The organism is Mycobacterium sp. ST-F2, assembly GCF_001905655.1.
Classification (GTDB): domain Bacteria; phylum Actinomycetota; class Actinomycetes; order Mycobacteriales; family Mycobacteriaceae; genus Mycobacterium.
The window spans coordinates 1-14,710 of record NZ_JMHT01000059.1 but is presented as its reverse complement, the minus strand read 5'-3'; the positions used below and the strand labels follow the sequence as shown (position 1 = coordinate 14,710).

The following is a 14,710-nucleotide window of genomic DNA, read 5'->3' as shown; positions in this document are numbered from 1 at the left end:
ACGCGGTGACCTCGCTCTCCCTGACCCTCGGGTACGTCCCCGGTGGGACGCCCGCGAAGTGGGCGCGAATCTGGGCCGAGCGCCATCCCACGGCTGCGTTGGTGCTGCACGCCGTCGCCGCGGCAGACGCAGCCGACGCGGTGCGGGCCGGCACCGTCGACGTGGCGCTGCTCCGGTTGCCGGCCGACACGACGGGCTTGGCCGTCATCCCGCTCTATGAGGAGACGACGGTGGCCGTCGTGCCGACCGATCACATCCTCACCGCCGTCGACGAGATCGCCGCTGCGGACCTCGACGGCGAGCCGACGCTGCTTCCGCTCGACGACATCGTCGGCTGGGCCCAAGCCCCCGGCAATCCGGTCGAGTACCGGCCCGAAACCACCGAGGGCGCAATAGAACTCGTCGCGACCGGGATGGGTGCCCTCATCGTGCCGCAGTCGCTGGCGCGGCTGTACCACCGCAAGGACCTCACGTACCGACCGATCACCGACGCGCCCACCTGCGCCGTCGCGCTGGCGTTCCCAGCGGGGCAGCAGACCGAGTTGGTCGAGGAGTTCATCGGCATCGTGCGGGGCCGCAAGGCCAGCTCGTCACGAGGACAGGCCGAGCCGGCGCCGAAACGCAGCGCGCGGGAGAAGACCCTGGCGAAGCAGGCCGCCCGGGCTGCCGCGGGCAAGGGTGTCGTGGGCAAATCGGCGCGCAAGCCGGGCAAAGCGCAGCGCGGTCGGCGCTGAGGCGGCGCGGCCTGGCGGCCGGTTACGGCAAGCCGAACACGAAAATGGGTGCGCCAGCTGGCCATTGAACATATGTGCTGGTCCGGGCGGGCGAGGTTGTGCTCGCCCGGTACAGTGGCGGGGTGCGCAGGCCATCTCTTCCACGCACCGGCATCCAGGCCGGGGTGAAAGTTCCTGGTGTGCCGGGCGTGAATGTTCCGTCGGTCACCGTGCAGGTGAAGGTCACCCCGCCCAAGGGCGCGCCCGAGAAGGTCGACGCGCGCAGCGAGCGCTGGCGTGAACATCGGCTGAAGGTCCGCGAGGAGATCGTGGACGCGGCATTCCGGGCGATCGACCGGCTCGGGCCGAACGTGAGCGTGCGGGAGATCGCCGAAGAGGCCGGCACCGCCAAACCCAAGATTTACCGGCACTTCGCCGACAAGTCCGACATGTTCTCGCAGATCGGCGAGCGCATGCGGGACATGCTGTGGGCGGCCGTCATTCCGTCCATCGACATCGAGCACGATTCGACCGGCCAGATCATCGGCCGCGCCGTCGAACACTATGTGGACCTGGTGGACCAGCACCCCAACGTGGTGCGTTTCCTGTTGCAGGGCCGGTTCGCCGACCAGTCCGCCGCCGCGATGACGACCGTCAACCGGGGCCGGGACATCACCCTGGCCATCGCCGCCATGATCAGCGGCGAGCTCAAGGACATGGACCTGGACTCGGCCATCTTCGAGCTGGCGGCGTTCACGCTGTTCGGTGCGGCCGCGTCCGCGACCGACTGGTGGCTCGGCGGCAGTGACGAGACGCCGCGCCGGCTGCCGCGCGACCAGTTCGTCGCGCACATGACCACCATCATGATCGGTGCCATCAACGGCACCGCCAGGCTGCTCGGCGTCCGGTTCGATCTGGAAAAGCCGGTGCACGACGCGGTGCGCCGCGAAGAATCCGTCGGCTGACGAAGCCACTGCTCTGCCGGGTGCGTTGACACCCCGGCGCTCTGTCCGGAGACTGTGAAGTATCCGGTACCGCCGTTCCCAGGAAAGAGCAGGTTCATGACGCTCTCCGAGCAGTCTGCTGACATCGAGGTCCGCACCGAGCCGATCGTGACGCGGGCGGTGATCATCGGGTCCGGCTTCTCCGGGCTGGGCATGGGCATCGCGCTGCGCAAGCAGGGCTTCGGCGTCAACGACTTCCTGATACTGGAGAAGGCCGACGAGATCGGCGGCACCTGGCGCGACAACACCTACCCGGGCTGCGCATGCGACATCCCTTCGCACATGTACTCGTTCTCCTTCGAACCCAAAGCGGACTGGTCGCACATGTGGTCGTTCCAGCCGGAGATCTTCGACTACCTCAAGGGCGTCACCGATAAACACAACCTCCGCCGCAACATCCGGTTCAACACCCACGTCGACCGCGCGCACTGGGACGAAGACGAGCGCCGCTGGCACATCTATGACGGCAGCGGCCAGGAGTACATCGCCCAGTTCCTGATCTCCGGAGCCGGCGGGCTGCACATCCCATCCGTGCCCGAGATCGAAGGCCGCGACGAATTCACAGGTGCCGCTTTCCATTCCGCGCAATGGGACCACAGTGTCGACATCACGGGTAAGCGCGTCGCGGTGATCGGCACCGGTGCCAGCGCCATCCAGATCGTGCCCGCGATCGTCGACCAGGTCGCCGAGCTGCACCTGTACCAGCGCACCCCGGCATGGGTCATGCCGCGGCCCAACAACGCTTTTCCAGAGTGGATGAAGGACGTCTTCCGCCGGGTGCCCGGTGCCCGGGCGCTGATGCGGGACGCCATTTACTGGATTCACGAAGGCGTCGGCTTCGCGATGACCAAGCAGCCGCGACTGCTCAAAATCGGTGAGCTGCTGGGCAAGTGGAACATCAACCGCAGCATCAAAGACCCGGTCCTGCGTCGCAAGCTCACCCCGAACTACGTGGCCGGCTGCAAGCGAATCCTGAACTCCGACACCTACTATCGCGGCATCGCCAACCCGAAGACGCACGTCTTCACCGAGGGCATCGAGCGGATGACGGCCGACGGCATCGTCACCCGCGACGGTGTGGCGCACCCCGTCGATGTGGTGGTGTGGTGCACCGGTTTTCACGTCACCGACTCGTATACCTACGTCGACATCAAGGGCCTCGGGGGAGAGGACCTGGTCGACCGGTGGAACCGCGAAGGCATGGCCGCGCACCGCGGCATCACGGTGGCGAACATGCCGAACCTGTTTTTTCTGCTCGGTCCGAACACCGCGCTGGGCCACAACTCCGTGGTGTTCATGATCGAGTCGCAGATCCGCTACGCCGCGCAGGCCATCGCCGCGGCCGACAAAGCCGGCGCCGCCGCACTGATGCCGAGCCGGCGCGCGCAGGACGAGTACAACGCTGAGCTCCAGCAGAACCTGGCCGGCACGGTGTGGAGCACCGGCGGTTGCCGCAGCTGGTACATGGACGAGCACGGCGTGAACCGCACGCTGTGGAGCGGCATGACCTGGCAGTACTGGCTCGAGACCCGGAAGTTCAAGTCGACGGAGTACGAATTCATCCGGTGAATCGACCTCGCGGGCGCGACACGAAAGCACTATGTCTTGCGGTGTTCGTTGATGTCAGACACCAGGGGTAGTGTCGTGGCACCAGCAAGGCAAACACAGTTCCAGCTTGAAATGGGGTCACGGTGTCTGAAGGTATGAAGCTGATCGACCGGGCCTCCGCGATCAACTGGAACCGAGTGCAGGACGAGAAGGACGCGGAGGTCTGGGACCGCCTCACGGGCAACTTCTGGTTGCCGGAGAAGGTGCCGGTGTCCAACGACATCCCGTCCTGGAGCACGCTGACCGCGAGCGAAAAAGAGCTCACCATGCGGGTTTTCACCGGTCTGACGCTGCTCGACACCATCCAGGGCACCGTCGGTGCCGTCAGCCTGATCCCCGACGCGCTCACCCCGCACGAGCAGGCCGTCTACACCAACATCGCCTTCATGGAGTCGGTGCACGCCAAGAGCTACAGCAACATCTTCTCGACGCTGTGCTCCACCGTGGAGATCGACGAGGCGTTCCGCTGGTCGGAGGAGAACCCGAACCTGCAGCGCAAGGCGCAGATCGTCATGGACTACTACCGGGGTGACGATCCGCTCAAGCGCAAGGTGGCCTCGACGCTGCTCGAGAGCTTCCTGTTCTACTCCGGCTTCTATCTCCCGATGTACTGGTCCTCGCGCGCCAAGCTCACCAACACCGCCGACATGATCCGCCTGATCATTCGCGACGAGGCGGTGCACGGCTACTACATCGGCTACAAGTACCAGCGCGGTCTGGCCCTGGTCGACGAGGCCAAGCGCGAAGAGCTCAAGGAATACACCTACGACCTGCTCTACGAGCTCTACGAGAACGAGATCGAATACACCCAGGACCTCTACGACGGCTCTGGGCTGACCGAGGACGTCAAGAAGTTCCTGCGCTACAACGCCAACAAGGCGCTGATGAACCTCGGCTACGAAGCGCTGTTCCCTCGCGACGAGACCGACGTGAACCCGGCCATCCTGTCGGCGCTGTCCCCGAATGCCGACGAGAATCACGACTTCTTCTCGGGCTCGGGTAGCTCGTATGTCATCGGCAAGGCCGTCAACACCGAAGACTCGGACTGGGACTTCTAAAAGCGCAGTTCAGTGCACTGATTGCGGGGTGTATCGGCTTGCCGAATGCGCCCCGCGGTTATTTGGCTCGGCGTTAATATCGTTCTTTACGCGTCGAGAACAGGCGGACCGATCATGGCGCGATCGACATCGAACTCACGTCTTCTCGCTGCCGGCGCCGTGTGCGCGGTGGCGCTCGCGACCGCGGCGCCGGCCGCGGTCGCTGACGACACGATTGTGTGCGAGCCGGGACAGGTGATCGTCGCCGGTCAGTGCCACGTTCCGTCAGACCAGAACAACGACCATCCAGGCGACCCGGGTGGAACGACGACCACGGGTGGCCACATCGGCCCAGGTGGCCACGGGCACTGACGCCGGGCCGTCAGGCCAGCGGCGGTACCGGCTGGATGACGAACCCGAATTTCGTCAGCGGCTCAAGTGATTTGCGTGCCTCGAGGCTCGCCACCGCGAACGTGATGATCCCCGTCTGGTCGCTGACCGCGGAGGCGAACAGGGCCATGAAATTGCGCTGCAGCGCCGAGGTCATGTCGCTGTTGGCGGTCCATTGCGAGATCCACAGGCCATTGGTCAGGCCAGGGTTCACCGCACTCGCGCAGGTGCCGGCGCGGACCGCACCCGGCCAGTCACGCGCGGCGATCGCGGGATCGTCCTGGCTGAAACTGCCTGCCTCACATACGGATTTCTGCCAGTCGTTGAGGACGCCGGTGACGCCGGCGGACACCGGGGCCGGTTCTGGATCGGCATGGGCCACGCCGACCGGCAGCACGGCGACGGCCACGCCGGCGAGAGCCAGCTGGGACAGCGGAGCGCGGCGGCGGGTGGGCGTCATGATCAAAGTATTAGTGCGTCACGGTAAATTTCGTCAACTTGTTGGAATGCCGCGATGCGCGCCGCGAGCGTGCGTACAGATCACCGGATCTGCGAATTCACGCGCTGTCTGCACCCTCGAGGTCGGAACATTGACTCTGCGATTGCGGCGTAAAAGTCCGAATGCGCTACGCCCACAACGCAGGATCAAGCCAGGACGACGGGTCAGTCCGCGTTGGACTCCCGGCCGCCGACGAAGGCGAGCAGAGCGGCATCGCCGGAGCGGATGACGTCGACGCGCTCACCGCCGTCGCACTGAAACAGCCCGATGGTCAATTCGTGTGCGCCGCGGCCGATGACCCGCCAGACACCGCCCGCCAGCTCCCAGCGTTGCAGGATGTCTACCGGATCGTCGGGCACAAGGGAGATTGTGGCCGGTACCCCGAGAGCAGACGCGAAAACCCCCGATCCCGTGGTTCCCGCCGACGTCACCCACCATGACGCCGGCCCGGAGAACGTCGCGCGGGTGGCTGCCAAACTGGCCGCTGCCGGCTGGCCGTTGGCCGGTATGGACCTGTTGCCTGGCGCCGGCCCCGGCACAGACGGCCGATAACGCGTTACGCCGAGGATTGCAGTCACTATTTGACTGCAATCCTCGGCGTTGACGAGAAACTCGCGGCTAGATGGTCGCGGTGTCGATCACGAAGCGGTACCGCACATCGCTGGCGATCACGCGCTCGTAGGCCTCGTTGACGTAGGAGGCCTCGATGATCTCGATCTCCGGGGTGACGTCGTGCTCGGCGCAGAAGTCGAGCATCTCCTGGGTCTCCGGGATACCGCCGATCAACGAGCCCGCGAGGGTGCGTCGCATGCCGACGAGCGGGAACACCGGCACCTCGAGCGGCTTCTCCGGAGCGCCGAGCTCGACGAGGGTGCCGTCGGTCTTCAGCAGGTTCAGGTAGTGGCCCATGTTGAGGTTCGCCGACACCGTGTTGATGATCAGGTCGAAGCTGCCGGCCAGCTTCTTGAAGGTGTCGGGGTCGTTCGTGGCGTAGTAGTGGTGTGCGCCGAGACGCAGGCCATCTTCCATCTTCTTGAGCGACTGGCTCAGCACCGTGACCTCGGCGCCCATGGCGACCGCGAGCTTCACACCGACGTGGCCCAGGCCACCGAGGCCGACGATGGCGACCTTCTTGCCCGGCCCGGCGTTCCAGTGCCGCAGCGGCGAGTACAGGGTGATGCCGGCGCAGAGCAGGGGAGCGGCCTTGTCCAGCGGGATGCTGTCCGGGATGCGCAGCACGTAGTTCTCGTCGACCACGATGGCGGTGCTGTAGCCGCCGTAGGTGGGGGTGCCGTCACGGCCGGTGGCGTTGTACGTGCCGATGTTGCCGCCCTTACCGGTGCAGTACTGCTGCAGGCCGGCATGGCAGTTGTCGCACTCGCGGCACGAGTCGACGAAGCAGCCGACGCCGACGTGATCGCCGACCTTGTACTTGGTGACCTCTGAGCCGACGGCGGTCACCACACCGGCGATCTCGTGGCCGGGTACGACGGGGTAGTTGGCCGGGCCCCATTCAGACTTGACGGTGTGGATGTCCGAGTGACAGATGCCGGCGAACTTGATGTCGAAGGCGACGTCGTGCGGGCCGATGTCACGGCGCTCGATGGTGGTCTTGGTCAGCGGGCTGGTCGCTGAGGTCGCGGCGTAGGCGGAAACGGTCGTGGTCATGCTTGTCAGTCCTCTTCATTCTCGGCTTGCCTAGCGGCGGTTACCTACTAGAAAGATTAGCGAAGGTAACGAAATGTGGGGCAATGCGTCAGGCCCTGACCACACTCAACGGCGGCCGGCACCGAACTAATCCCGGATCCGGCTGTGAATTTTCGGCTAGAGCCCGGTCGCGCGGAAACCGGCATTGAAGCTCACGCGCTCGTAGGTCGCGACACCGGCGTGCACGTAGGGGTCGCTGGCGGTGAGCGCGTCGGCTTCCTCGGCTGACATGTCCGAGGCGATCAGCACGGCGCCACCCAGGGATTCCAGCCGGCCGGCCAGCAGGATGCGGCGCTCTTCGACCAGCTTGCCGAGCCATTCGAGATGCGCCGGTCGCGCCTGGTCGACGACATCGAGGGGCTGGGTGTAGGTGATGTTCAGTACGTGAAACACGCTATGAGGTTATCCGGCGGCCGACGTGCCATTCGATGACTTGCCCGGTGCGCTCGCGTAGCGCTGGTGTCGCGGAGTCGAAGACACCCAGTACCCGCACGCAGGCATCGGCGACCTGCACGGGCAGTTCTGATCGCTCGGGGCCATGCGGCACCGACCACATGTTGACCAGCGATTCGACCAATCGAAACGGCAGATCGGCGGCTGCCGGATGGACCCCGGTCCGCCGTAGCACTGCCTCGCTGACCGCCAGATAATGCTGCCGCAGCCGTTCCCGGTCGGACCAGAATGGCTCCAGGCGCTCGCCGCGCAGTTCAGGGAGCAGGTAGAGCGCTCCCAGATTCCAAGTGCCACCGAGCAATTGGCCTCCGTCGAAGGCGGCCAGCGCGTGGAGGTGCTCGGTGGCGGTCAGGGTCGGGGTGGCGCCCAGCAGACTGGGAATGAATGCCAGCGTCGGGGCGACGGTCTGGCTCAGTACGGCGCACAGGATGTCGTCTTTGGTCTTGAAGTAGTGGTACAAGGAGGCCTGCCTGACGCCGACCGCATCGGCAATGGTGCGCGTCGAGGTGCCTGCGTAGCCCAATGTGGTGAACAATTCGCTTGCCGCATCAAGGATTTCGTCTCGTCCAGTGATGCCCGGGCGTCGCTGGGTCCGCAGTCGAGGCCTTCCTGTGCGGGTGGTCGACATCCATTCATCGTGGTCCATGGGCGGCGGTCATCGATACCGGCGGCCAGTATCTGTCATGCGACAGAAACCTACGATATCGGCCGGTTACTTACGGCCCCTGGTTGCTTACATCGTGCTTACTTCCGCGACACCATGCGGGATGGTCCGGGGGGAAAACTGTCAACTGACAGGCCAGCGGTCACGGATGTGCCAAGGCATGGCGATCAGAACGCAGGAGAGCGCACATGGGCACTGCTGTATCGGTGGTGGACGCCACGCAGGTCGCCACCTCTTCGTCGTCGAACCCTGACGCGGTGGCGACCGTGGCGGGCCTGCATGTCACGTTCCAGCGCAACGGGCGTGAGGTACACGCGCTACGCGGCGTCTCGCTGACCGTACGGCGCGGTGAAATCCTCGGTTTGGTGGGCGAATCAGGTTCGGGGAAAAGCGTATTGGGGTTCGGCATGCTCGGGCTGCTCCCGGCGTCCGCCCGGATCGACGGCAGCATCGCGGTGGCCGGCTCCGACATGGTGCACGGCGACCCGAAGGTGCTGCGGAGGGTGCGCCGCCTAGATCTGGGCGCGGTGTTCCAGGATCCGATGACGTCCCTCAACCCGACGATGCGGATCGGCAAGCAGGTCGCCGAGGCCGCGGGCAGCGACGATGAAGCGTTGCGCCTGCTGACCGCAGTCGGCATTCCCGACCCGGCGCGGCGGATGCGAGCGTACCCGCACGAGCTCTCGGGTGGCTTGCGGCAGCGCGTGATGATCGCCATCGCGATCGCCGGCTCGCCGGATCTCATCATCGCCGACGAGCCGACCACCGCCCTGGACGTCACCGTCCAGGCCCAGGTCCTCAGGCTGCTGCAGCGACTCCGCGACGAAATCGGTTGCAGCATCGTCTTCATCACGCACGACCTCGGGGTGGCGGCGCAGATCTCCGACCGCATCGCCGTGCTCTACGCCGGCCGCATCGCGGAGGTCGGCCCGGCCGGCGAGGTGCTGGGGTCGCCTGCGCACCCCTATACCCGAGGGCTGCTGCGGTCCCGGCTGACGCTGGAGACCGCACGCGACCGGCGGCTGGCGGCGATGCCGGGCTCGGTGCCGAGCCCGCTGACACCGCTTCCCGGATGTGCGTTCAGCCCGCGCTGCGAACAAGCCACGGCTGATTGTGAGACGACGTCGCCCGAGCCGGTTTCCGTCGGCCCCGGACGGATCAGTGCCTGCCTGCTCACCCCCGAGCAGCTGGCGTCAGATCCGACGCCGGAGTCCGGCTCCGGGCTGGAAGCCGTTGCAGCACAGCCGCCCCGGGCTGCCGCAGATCAACCTGACGCCGTCACTGTGACCGACGCGACCAAGACCTTCACCGTGGCGCCGCGCGGCAAGCTCCAGGCCTTGCGCGGAGTGACGCTGCGGGTGGGACACGGTGAGTCGGTGGCCCTCGTGGGAGAGAGCGGCTCGGGAAAGTCGACGCTGTTGCGGGTGATCGCCGGACTGGAGAAGGCGACAACCGGGACGGTCGAGGTGGCCGGGCAACAGCGCCCGCAGATGGTGTTCCAGGACGCAGGTGCCTCACTGACGCCGTGGCTGTCGGTCGGCGAGTTGATCGCCGAGCGCTTGCGTGGCAAGAAACTGTCGCGGGCCGCGCGGCGCGATGCCGTCATCGAGGTCCTCGAGCGGGTCGGCTTGCCTGCGGAGGTGGCGAAATCACGCGCAGGTCAGCTTTCCGGTGGCCAGCGCCAACGGGTTTCGCTGGCACGCGCCACTGTCGTCCCACCCGCTGTGCTGTTGTGCGACGAACCCACCAGCGCCCTCGACGTGTCGCTGGCCGCCTCGGTGCTCAACCTGATCGGGGACTTGCGGCGCAGTCTGGACATGTCCGTGGTGTTCGTGACGCACGACCTGTCGGTGGCGCGGGTGGTCGCTGATCGCATCGCGGTGATGTACCTCGGCCGCATCGTGGAGATCGGGCCGGCCGAACAGGTCATCGGAAATCCGACTCATCCGTACACGCGTGCGCTGGTCGACGCGATCCCCGACCTCGGCCGCGAATCACGGGTATTGCCAGGCGAACCCGCGAGCCCGCTGTCACCGCCGACCGGGTGCGCGTTCCATCCCAGATGCCCGATCGCCGTCGACGCCTGCAGCGGCGACGAGCTCGACGTCCGACTGGTCGGCAAATCCGTTGGCGCACACCAGGTCGCCTGTATCGAAGAGAAGGTGCGCTGATGGCCATCGCGATCCCCGCCCCGAGCCTGACCCGCGGTCGGCGCCTGAGATTGGCGCTGCCGCAGTCCCGGTCGACGATCGTCAACCGCGCGGGATTCGCCCTCGTGATCCTGGTGACCCTGGCCGTCGTCGCGGTGCCTCTGGTGTCTCCGCATGACCCGCTGATCCCGGTCGGGATGCCGCTGCAGGCTCCGGGCGAGCACGGGTTCCTGCTCGGCACCGACAGCGTGGGACGCGACATCCTGTCTCGCGTGCTCTACGGCGCGCGGTCGAGTTGGCTGGCCGCGCTGGCAGTGGTCGCGCTGGGCCTGCTGATCGGCGGGCTCGTGGGCCTGATCGCCGGAACAGCCGGGGGCTGGATCGACGCGACGTTGATGCGCATCACCGACGGCTTCCTGTCCCTGCCCGCTCCGGTGCTGGCGATCGCCGTGGTCGCCGCGCTGGGTCCGAGCTTCCTCCACACCCTGGTCGCAGTGTCCATCGTGTGGTGGCCGTTCTACGCCCGCCTGGTGCGCGGGGAGGTGGCGCGGCTGGCGGCGCGACCACACGTCGAGGCCGCAAAACTGGCCGGTGTCAGCCGATTTCGGCTTGCGGGACGGCACCTGCTGCCGGGGGCGGTACCCAATGCGCTGGTCGCTGCCAGCCTCGATATCGGCACGCTGATCCTGACCCTGGCCGGCTTGTCCTTTCTCGGGCTCGGCCAGGCCGCGCCGGCGCCGGAGCTCGGCGCCGACTCCGCGCGCAACCTGAGTTACTTCCTGCAGCAGTGGTGGATTCCGGTCATGCCGGGACTCGGCGTGCTGGTGCTGGCGCTGGTCGCCAACATCTCCGGCGACTGCCTGCGCAACTTGATGAAGACGACGTAGGTGGGTGAAACATGAAGACGTTCGTGGCCTCGCGGTTGGGGTCGATGGTGGCAATCCTGGTGGCCCTCACGGCAGTGATGTTCGTCCTGCAGAACATCTCGCCGCTGGATCCGGTGAAAGCGCAACTCGGCGCACAGGCCTCGGCTGATGCGGTGGCGGCACGGCGCGCGGCACTGGGACTGAATGACCCTGTGCTGGTGCAGTTCTGGCACTACCTGGTCGGAGCTGCCACGGGAGATCTGGGCACGTCGTACCGGACCCGGCATGCGGTGATGGCCGACCTCGGGTCGTTCGTGCCCGCAACCTTGGAGCTGGCGCTCGCCGGCCTGCTGATCGCCGTCGTGCTCGCGGTGCTGCTGGCGTTCAGCACGACCTTGAAATGGCGCGGCGCCAATGTGCTTCGGGCCGTGTTGTTCACCGGTTCCTCGGCGCCGATGTTCCTGCTCGGCATCCTCGGTCTCATCGTCTTCTATCAGGACCTCGGCTGGGTACCGGCCAACGGCCGGATAGCCGTCTCGAATCCGCCGACGGGGCCGACCGGCATGCTGACGGTCGACGGTCTGCTCAACGGTCGGTTCGATGTCGTGGCCGACACCGCGCACCATCTCATCCTGCCGGCGTTCGTCATCGCGATCGGCCCGGCCGTCGCGATCGGCCGCGTCCTGCGCAGCAGCCTGCTGGCCGACATCGACAGCGACTACGCGCGGACGGCCCGCGCCAAGGGACTGTCCGAGACCCGGATCCTGGCCAGGCATGTGCTGCGCAACTCGATCGGCGCCGCCCTGTCGATGACGGGACTCCAAGTGGGCCTGATGTTTTCGGGTGTCTTGGTGGTCGAGCAGGTCTTCGGCTGGCCCGGCATCGGGCAGTACATCGCGCAGAGCATTCCCGTCGCGGATTTCCCGGCGATCGCCGGGGTGACGCTGATGCTCGGCGCGCTCTACGTCGTCATCAACACAGTGGTGGACCTGCTGCAGGCCGCCGCCGATCCGCGTATCGCCGTCACAGGAGGTTAGGTGCCGAAACAGCCGCTCATCGTAGGTAATCCGGTCCTGGTCGTGGTCGACATGCAGGAGTGCGGCGACATGCCGGCCGAACTGGTCGGCATCGAGCACATGGCCGGGTACGACGGCCGGATCGCCCGGGCTCAGCGCCTGATCGCCGCCGCCCGCGCCGCGAGCATCCCGATCGTCTTCTTCCAAGAGGTGCACCGCGCCAACGGGATCGACTTCGGCCGTGAGCTCGACGGCGCCGAGGGGGAACACTGTGTGGACGGCCGCCCGGGCACCCCGCTGCACCCCGCGCTGCTGCCCGACCTCGACGGACCCAACCACGAGTTCCACATCGTCAAACGCCGCTATTCCGGTTTCATCGGAACGGATTTCGAGATCGTACTGTCCGGCCTACGGGCCTCGACGCTCATTCTCATCGGCGGGCTCACCGACGTCTGCGTGCACTACACCTTCGCCGATGCGCACCAGCGTGACTTCTACGTCCGCGTCGTGACCGACTGCGTCGGCGGCTCGTCGACCTATCGGCACGACGCAGCGCTCGACGCCATGGAGTACCTGCAGGCCGGTGCCATGCGCACCACCGACGAGATCATCACTGCCTTTTCCGATATGTGTCCGTCCGAGTTGTCCAGCCCCGCCCTCGAAGGAGTTGCCCGATGATGAAGAGCCACAAGGTCCCCGGTCGTGTGCGCGGAGGCTGGCGGATCGCCGCTGCCGGTGCCGCCGTGATGCTGACCCTGAGCGGTTGCGGTGGTTCGAATTCCGGCGGCGGCGGTACGCCCAACGCCGCGCCCACCGACAAGGTTCTGCATCTGTCCTTCCTGCAGGACCCTGGGCAGCCGCCGGACCCTGACATCTACTACGCGGGCCAGGGTCTGTTGCTGACCACGAACACCTACGAAGGTCTGCTGCAGTACAAGGCCGGTGTCGACAAGGCCGTCCTGGAACCGCTGCTGGCCACGAGCTGGACGGCGTCGCCGGACAACAAGGTGTTCACGTTCAAGCTGCGCGAGGGCGTCAAGTTCCACGACGGCACCCCGTTCACGTCGGCGGCGGTCAAAGCGTCGTTCGATCGCCGGGTGGCCGTCAACCAGGGCCCGGCCTACATGGTCAAGGACGTCGAATCGGTGACCACGCAAGGGGATTACGGCGTCACCATCACACTGAAGGCGCCCAACTCGGCGTTCCTCGATTACCTGGCCTGCCCCTATGGCCCTCGCATGCTCAGTCCCGAGGGCCTGAAGAAGAACGCCGGCACCGACAACGCGCAGGGCTACCTGACCACCCACGACCTCGGCACGGGTCCATTCGTGCTGACCGACGCCCAGGTCGGTTCGCACTACGCGATGGCCGCCTTCGGTGAATACTGGGGCACCAAGCCGTATTTCGAGAAGATCGAGCTTCCGGTCATCACCGACGTGTCGGCACAGCAGCTGCAGTTCAACAACGGTCAGGTGGCCGCGATCCTGCACGATCTGCCGTCCTCGGCGGTCCAGTCCTACCTGAACAACAAGTCGTTCACCAACTACTCGCTGCCGACCATGATGTCGAACTACGCGTACATCAACCCGCGCAAGGGCATGATGACCGACGCCAAGAACCGGACCGCGGTGATGCAGGCGATCGACGTCGACGAACTGGTGAAGCAGACGTACTTCGGACGCGGCAAGAAGGCCGAGCAGATCTACCCGCCGAACATGATGGCCGCCGAATACGGCAAGCAATCGGTCCCGCATGACACGTCGGCGCTGTCGGCCATCGCAGGCAAGCTGCCTGCCGATCAGAAGACCGTGACCATCGGCTACGACTCGAGCAACCCCGATAACCAGTTGATCGGCAACCTGATTCAGACCCAGCTGGCCGCGGCGGGCCTCACCGCCAAGGTGCAGGCGTATCCGACGTCGGAGATCTACGGCTGGGTCGGCACCGACGGGCAGTCCGCGCCGGAGATCATGACCTATCTCGGCTGGCCCGACGCGCCGTCGCCGTACACCTGGGGCCACATCTCGTGGGATGCCGACGGCGGTCTGAACTTCTTCGGGTGCTCGGCGCCGCCGGTCACCGCGGCACTGGCCGCGGGCCTGCCGACGGACTCCGAGGCGGACTTCTCCACTGCCGGTGTGGAAGCGGTCAAGACCGGATGCTGGCTGAACATCGCTGACGTGAACGACTTCATGGTGGCCCAGCCCTGGCTCAAGGGCGTCGAACAGGCACACGTGGTCACCAACCCGAATTCACTGCGCCTGAACGCCCTCTCGGTCGGCTGATGGCCACTCTGGTCGGCAAGCCCGGGGTGCGGCGGATCATCCTGCTGACCCTGGGCTGGGAGGAGCTGCCGAAGTCGGTGTCGGTGTACGGCGCACCGCCGGAGGAGCGCATGCGGGAGCCGGTGCCCGGCGTGTTGCTGCAGACCGACGGCGGTTGGGTACTGCTCGACACGGGATTCAACACCGCGCTCGTGCGGGATCCGGCGCTCTACCGGCGGTTCTTCCCGACCGTCGAGTACCGCCCCGTGTTGCCGGGACCCGGCGAGCCGATCGAGCAGCGGCTGGGGGGGGGCGGGGGGGGCTTTCGACGGCACCCAC

General features: G+C 66.4%; 15 protein-coding genes and 2 pseudogenes. 12 read left to right on the top strand and 5 right to left on the bottom strand.

The window, feature by feature from the left end; all coding sequences use genetic code 11:
* The first annotated feature begins 5 nt into the window (after nt 1-5).
* The 5 genes from EB75_RS20435 to EB75_RS20415 all read left to right on the top strand — a co-directional run bounded on the left by EB75_RS20435 (nt 6) and on the right by EB75_RS20415 (nt 4,734).
* Nucleotides 6-734, top strand: a complete 729-nt coding sequence (locus EB75_RS20435) for a LysR family substrate-binding domain-containing protein (protein WP_073697099.1) — start codon at nt 6-8, stop codon at nt 732-734.
* A gap of 209 nt (nt 735-943) precedes the next feature.
* A complete protein-coding gene (locus EB75_RS20430) occupies nt 944-1,678 on the top strand; it encodes a TetR/AcrR family transcriptional regulator (protein WP_073697129.1) in 735 nt (244 codons plus the stop codon).
* 96 nt (nt 1,679-1,774) lie between these two features.
* A complete protein-coding gene (locus EB75_RS20425) occupies nt 1,775-3,286 on the top strand; it encodes a flavin-containing monooxygenase (RefSeq protein WP_073697098.1) in 1,512 nt (503 codons plus the stop codon).
* Between the two features lie 134 nt (nt 3,287-3,420).
* Nucleotides 3,421-4,383, top strand: a complete 963-nt coding sequence (nrdF, locus tag EB75_RS20420; protein WP_073697097.1) for a class 1b ribonucleoside-diphosphate reductase subunit beta — start codon at nt 3,421-3,423, stop codon at nt 4,381-4,383.
* Nucleotides 4,384-4,497: 114 nt separating this feature from the next.
* Entirely contained in the window at nt 4,498-4,734 is a 237-nt protein-coding gene (locus EB75_RS20415) for a hypothetical protein (RefSeq protein WP_142239730.1), read from the top strand.
* A gap of 10 nt (nt 4,735-4,744) precedes the next feature.
* Here the strand turns inward: EB75_RS20415 and EB75_RS20410 are convergent, their stop codons facing one another.
* Nucleotides 4,745-5,212, bottom strand: a complete 468-nt coding sequence (locus EB75_RS20410) for a hypothetical protein (protein WP_073697095.1) — start codon at nt 5,210-5,212, stop codon at nt 4,745-4,747.
* 203 nt (nt 5,213-5,415) lie between these two features.
* A complete protein-coding gene (locus EB75_RS20405) occupies nt 5,416-5,610 on the bottom strand; it encodes a hypothetical protein (RefSeq protein ID WP_142239729.1) in 195 nt (64 codons plus the stop codon).
* A gap of 61 nt (nt 5,611-5,671) precedes the next feature.
* Here EB75_RS20405 and EB75_RS20400 point away from each other — a divergent pair.
* A pseudogene (locus EB75_RS20400) lies at nt 5,672-5,803 on the top strand (DUF3349 domain-containing protein); the annotation flags it as partial.
* A gap of 66 nt (nt 5,804-5,869) precedes the next feature.
* Here the strand turns inward: EB75_RS20400 and EB75_RS20395 are convergent.
* The 3 genes from EB75_RS20395 to EB75_RS20385 all read right to left on the bottom strand — a co-directional run bounded on the left by EB75_RS20395 (nt 5,870) and on the right by EB75_RS20385 (nt 8,039).
* On the bottom strand, nt 5,870-6,919 hold the full coding sequence (locus tag EB75_RS20395) for an NAD(P)-dependent alcohol dehydrogenase (RefSeq protein WP_073697094.1): 1,050 nt from the start codon (nt 6,917-6,919) through the stop codon (nt 5,870-5,872).
* 156 nt (nt 6,920-7,075) lie between these two features.
* Nucleotides 7,076-7,351 (bottom strand): YciI family protein, encoded by a 276-nt coding sequence (locus EB75_RS20390; protein ID WP_073697093.1) that lies wholly within the window; start codon nt 7,349-7,351, stop codon nt 7,076-7,078.
* A gap of 1 nt (nt 7,352) precedes the next feature.
* Nucleotides 7,353-8,039, bottom strand: a complete 687-nt coding sequence (locus EB75_RS20385; RefSeq protein ID WP_073697127.1) for a TetR/AcrR family transcriptional regulator — start codon at nt 8,037-8,039, stop codon at nt 7,353-7,355.
* A gap of 224 nt (nt 8,040-8,263) precedes the next feature.
* On the opposite strand from EB75_RS20385, the gene EB75_RS20380 reads away from it, so the two are divergent.
* The 6 genes and pseudogenes from EB75_RS20380 to EB75_RS20355 form a co-directional block, all read left to right on the top strand.
* Nucleotides 8,264-10,246 carry a dipeptide ABC transporter ATP-binding protein gene (locus tag EB75_RS20380; RefSeq protein ID WP_073697092.1) on the top strand — a complete coding sequence of 661 codons (1,983 nt, stop codon included), beginning with the start codon at nt 8,264-8,266 and terminating at the stop codon, nt 10,244-10,246.
* Nucleotides 10,246-11,112, top strand: a complete 867-nt coding sequence (locus EB75_RS20375; protein ID WP_073697091.1) for an ABC transporter permease — start codon at nt 10,246-10,248, stop codon at nt 11,110-11,112. The genes EB75_RS20380 and EB75_RS20375 overlap by 1 nt, the downstream gene beginning before the upstream one ends.
* Nucleotides 11,113-11,123: 11 nt before the next feature.
* Nucleotides 11,124-12,128, top strand: a complete 1,005-nt coding sequence (locus EB75_RS20370; protein WP_073697090.1) for an ABC transporter permease — start codon at nt 11,124-11,126, stop codon at nt 12,126-12,128.
* The gene (locus EB75_RS20365; protein WP_073697089.1) at nt 12,129-12,785 is read left to right on the top strand and encodes a cysteine hydrolase family protein; all 657 of its coding nucleotides are present in this window, start codon (nt 12,129-12,131) and stop codon (nt 12,783-12,785) included.
* Entirely contained in the window at nt 12,785-14,392 is a 1,608-nt protein-coding gene (locus EB75_RS20360; RefSeq protein WP_073697088.1) for an ABC transporter substrate-binding protein, read from the top strand. The genes EB75_RS20365 and EB75_RS20360 overlap by 1 nt, the downstream gene beginning before the upstream one ends.
* Nucleotides 14,392-14,710, top strand: a pseudogene (locus EB75_RS20355) (N-acyl homoserine lactonase family protein); the annotation flags it as partial. The gene EB75_RS20360 and the pseudogene EB75_RS20355, both read left to right, overlap by 1 nt.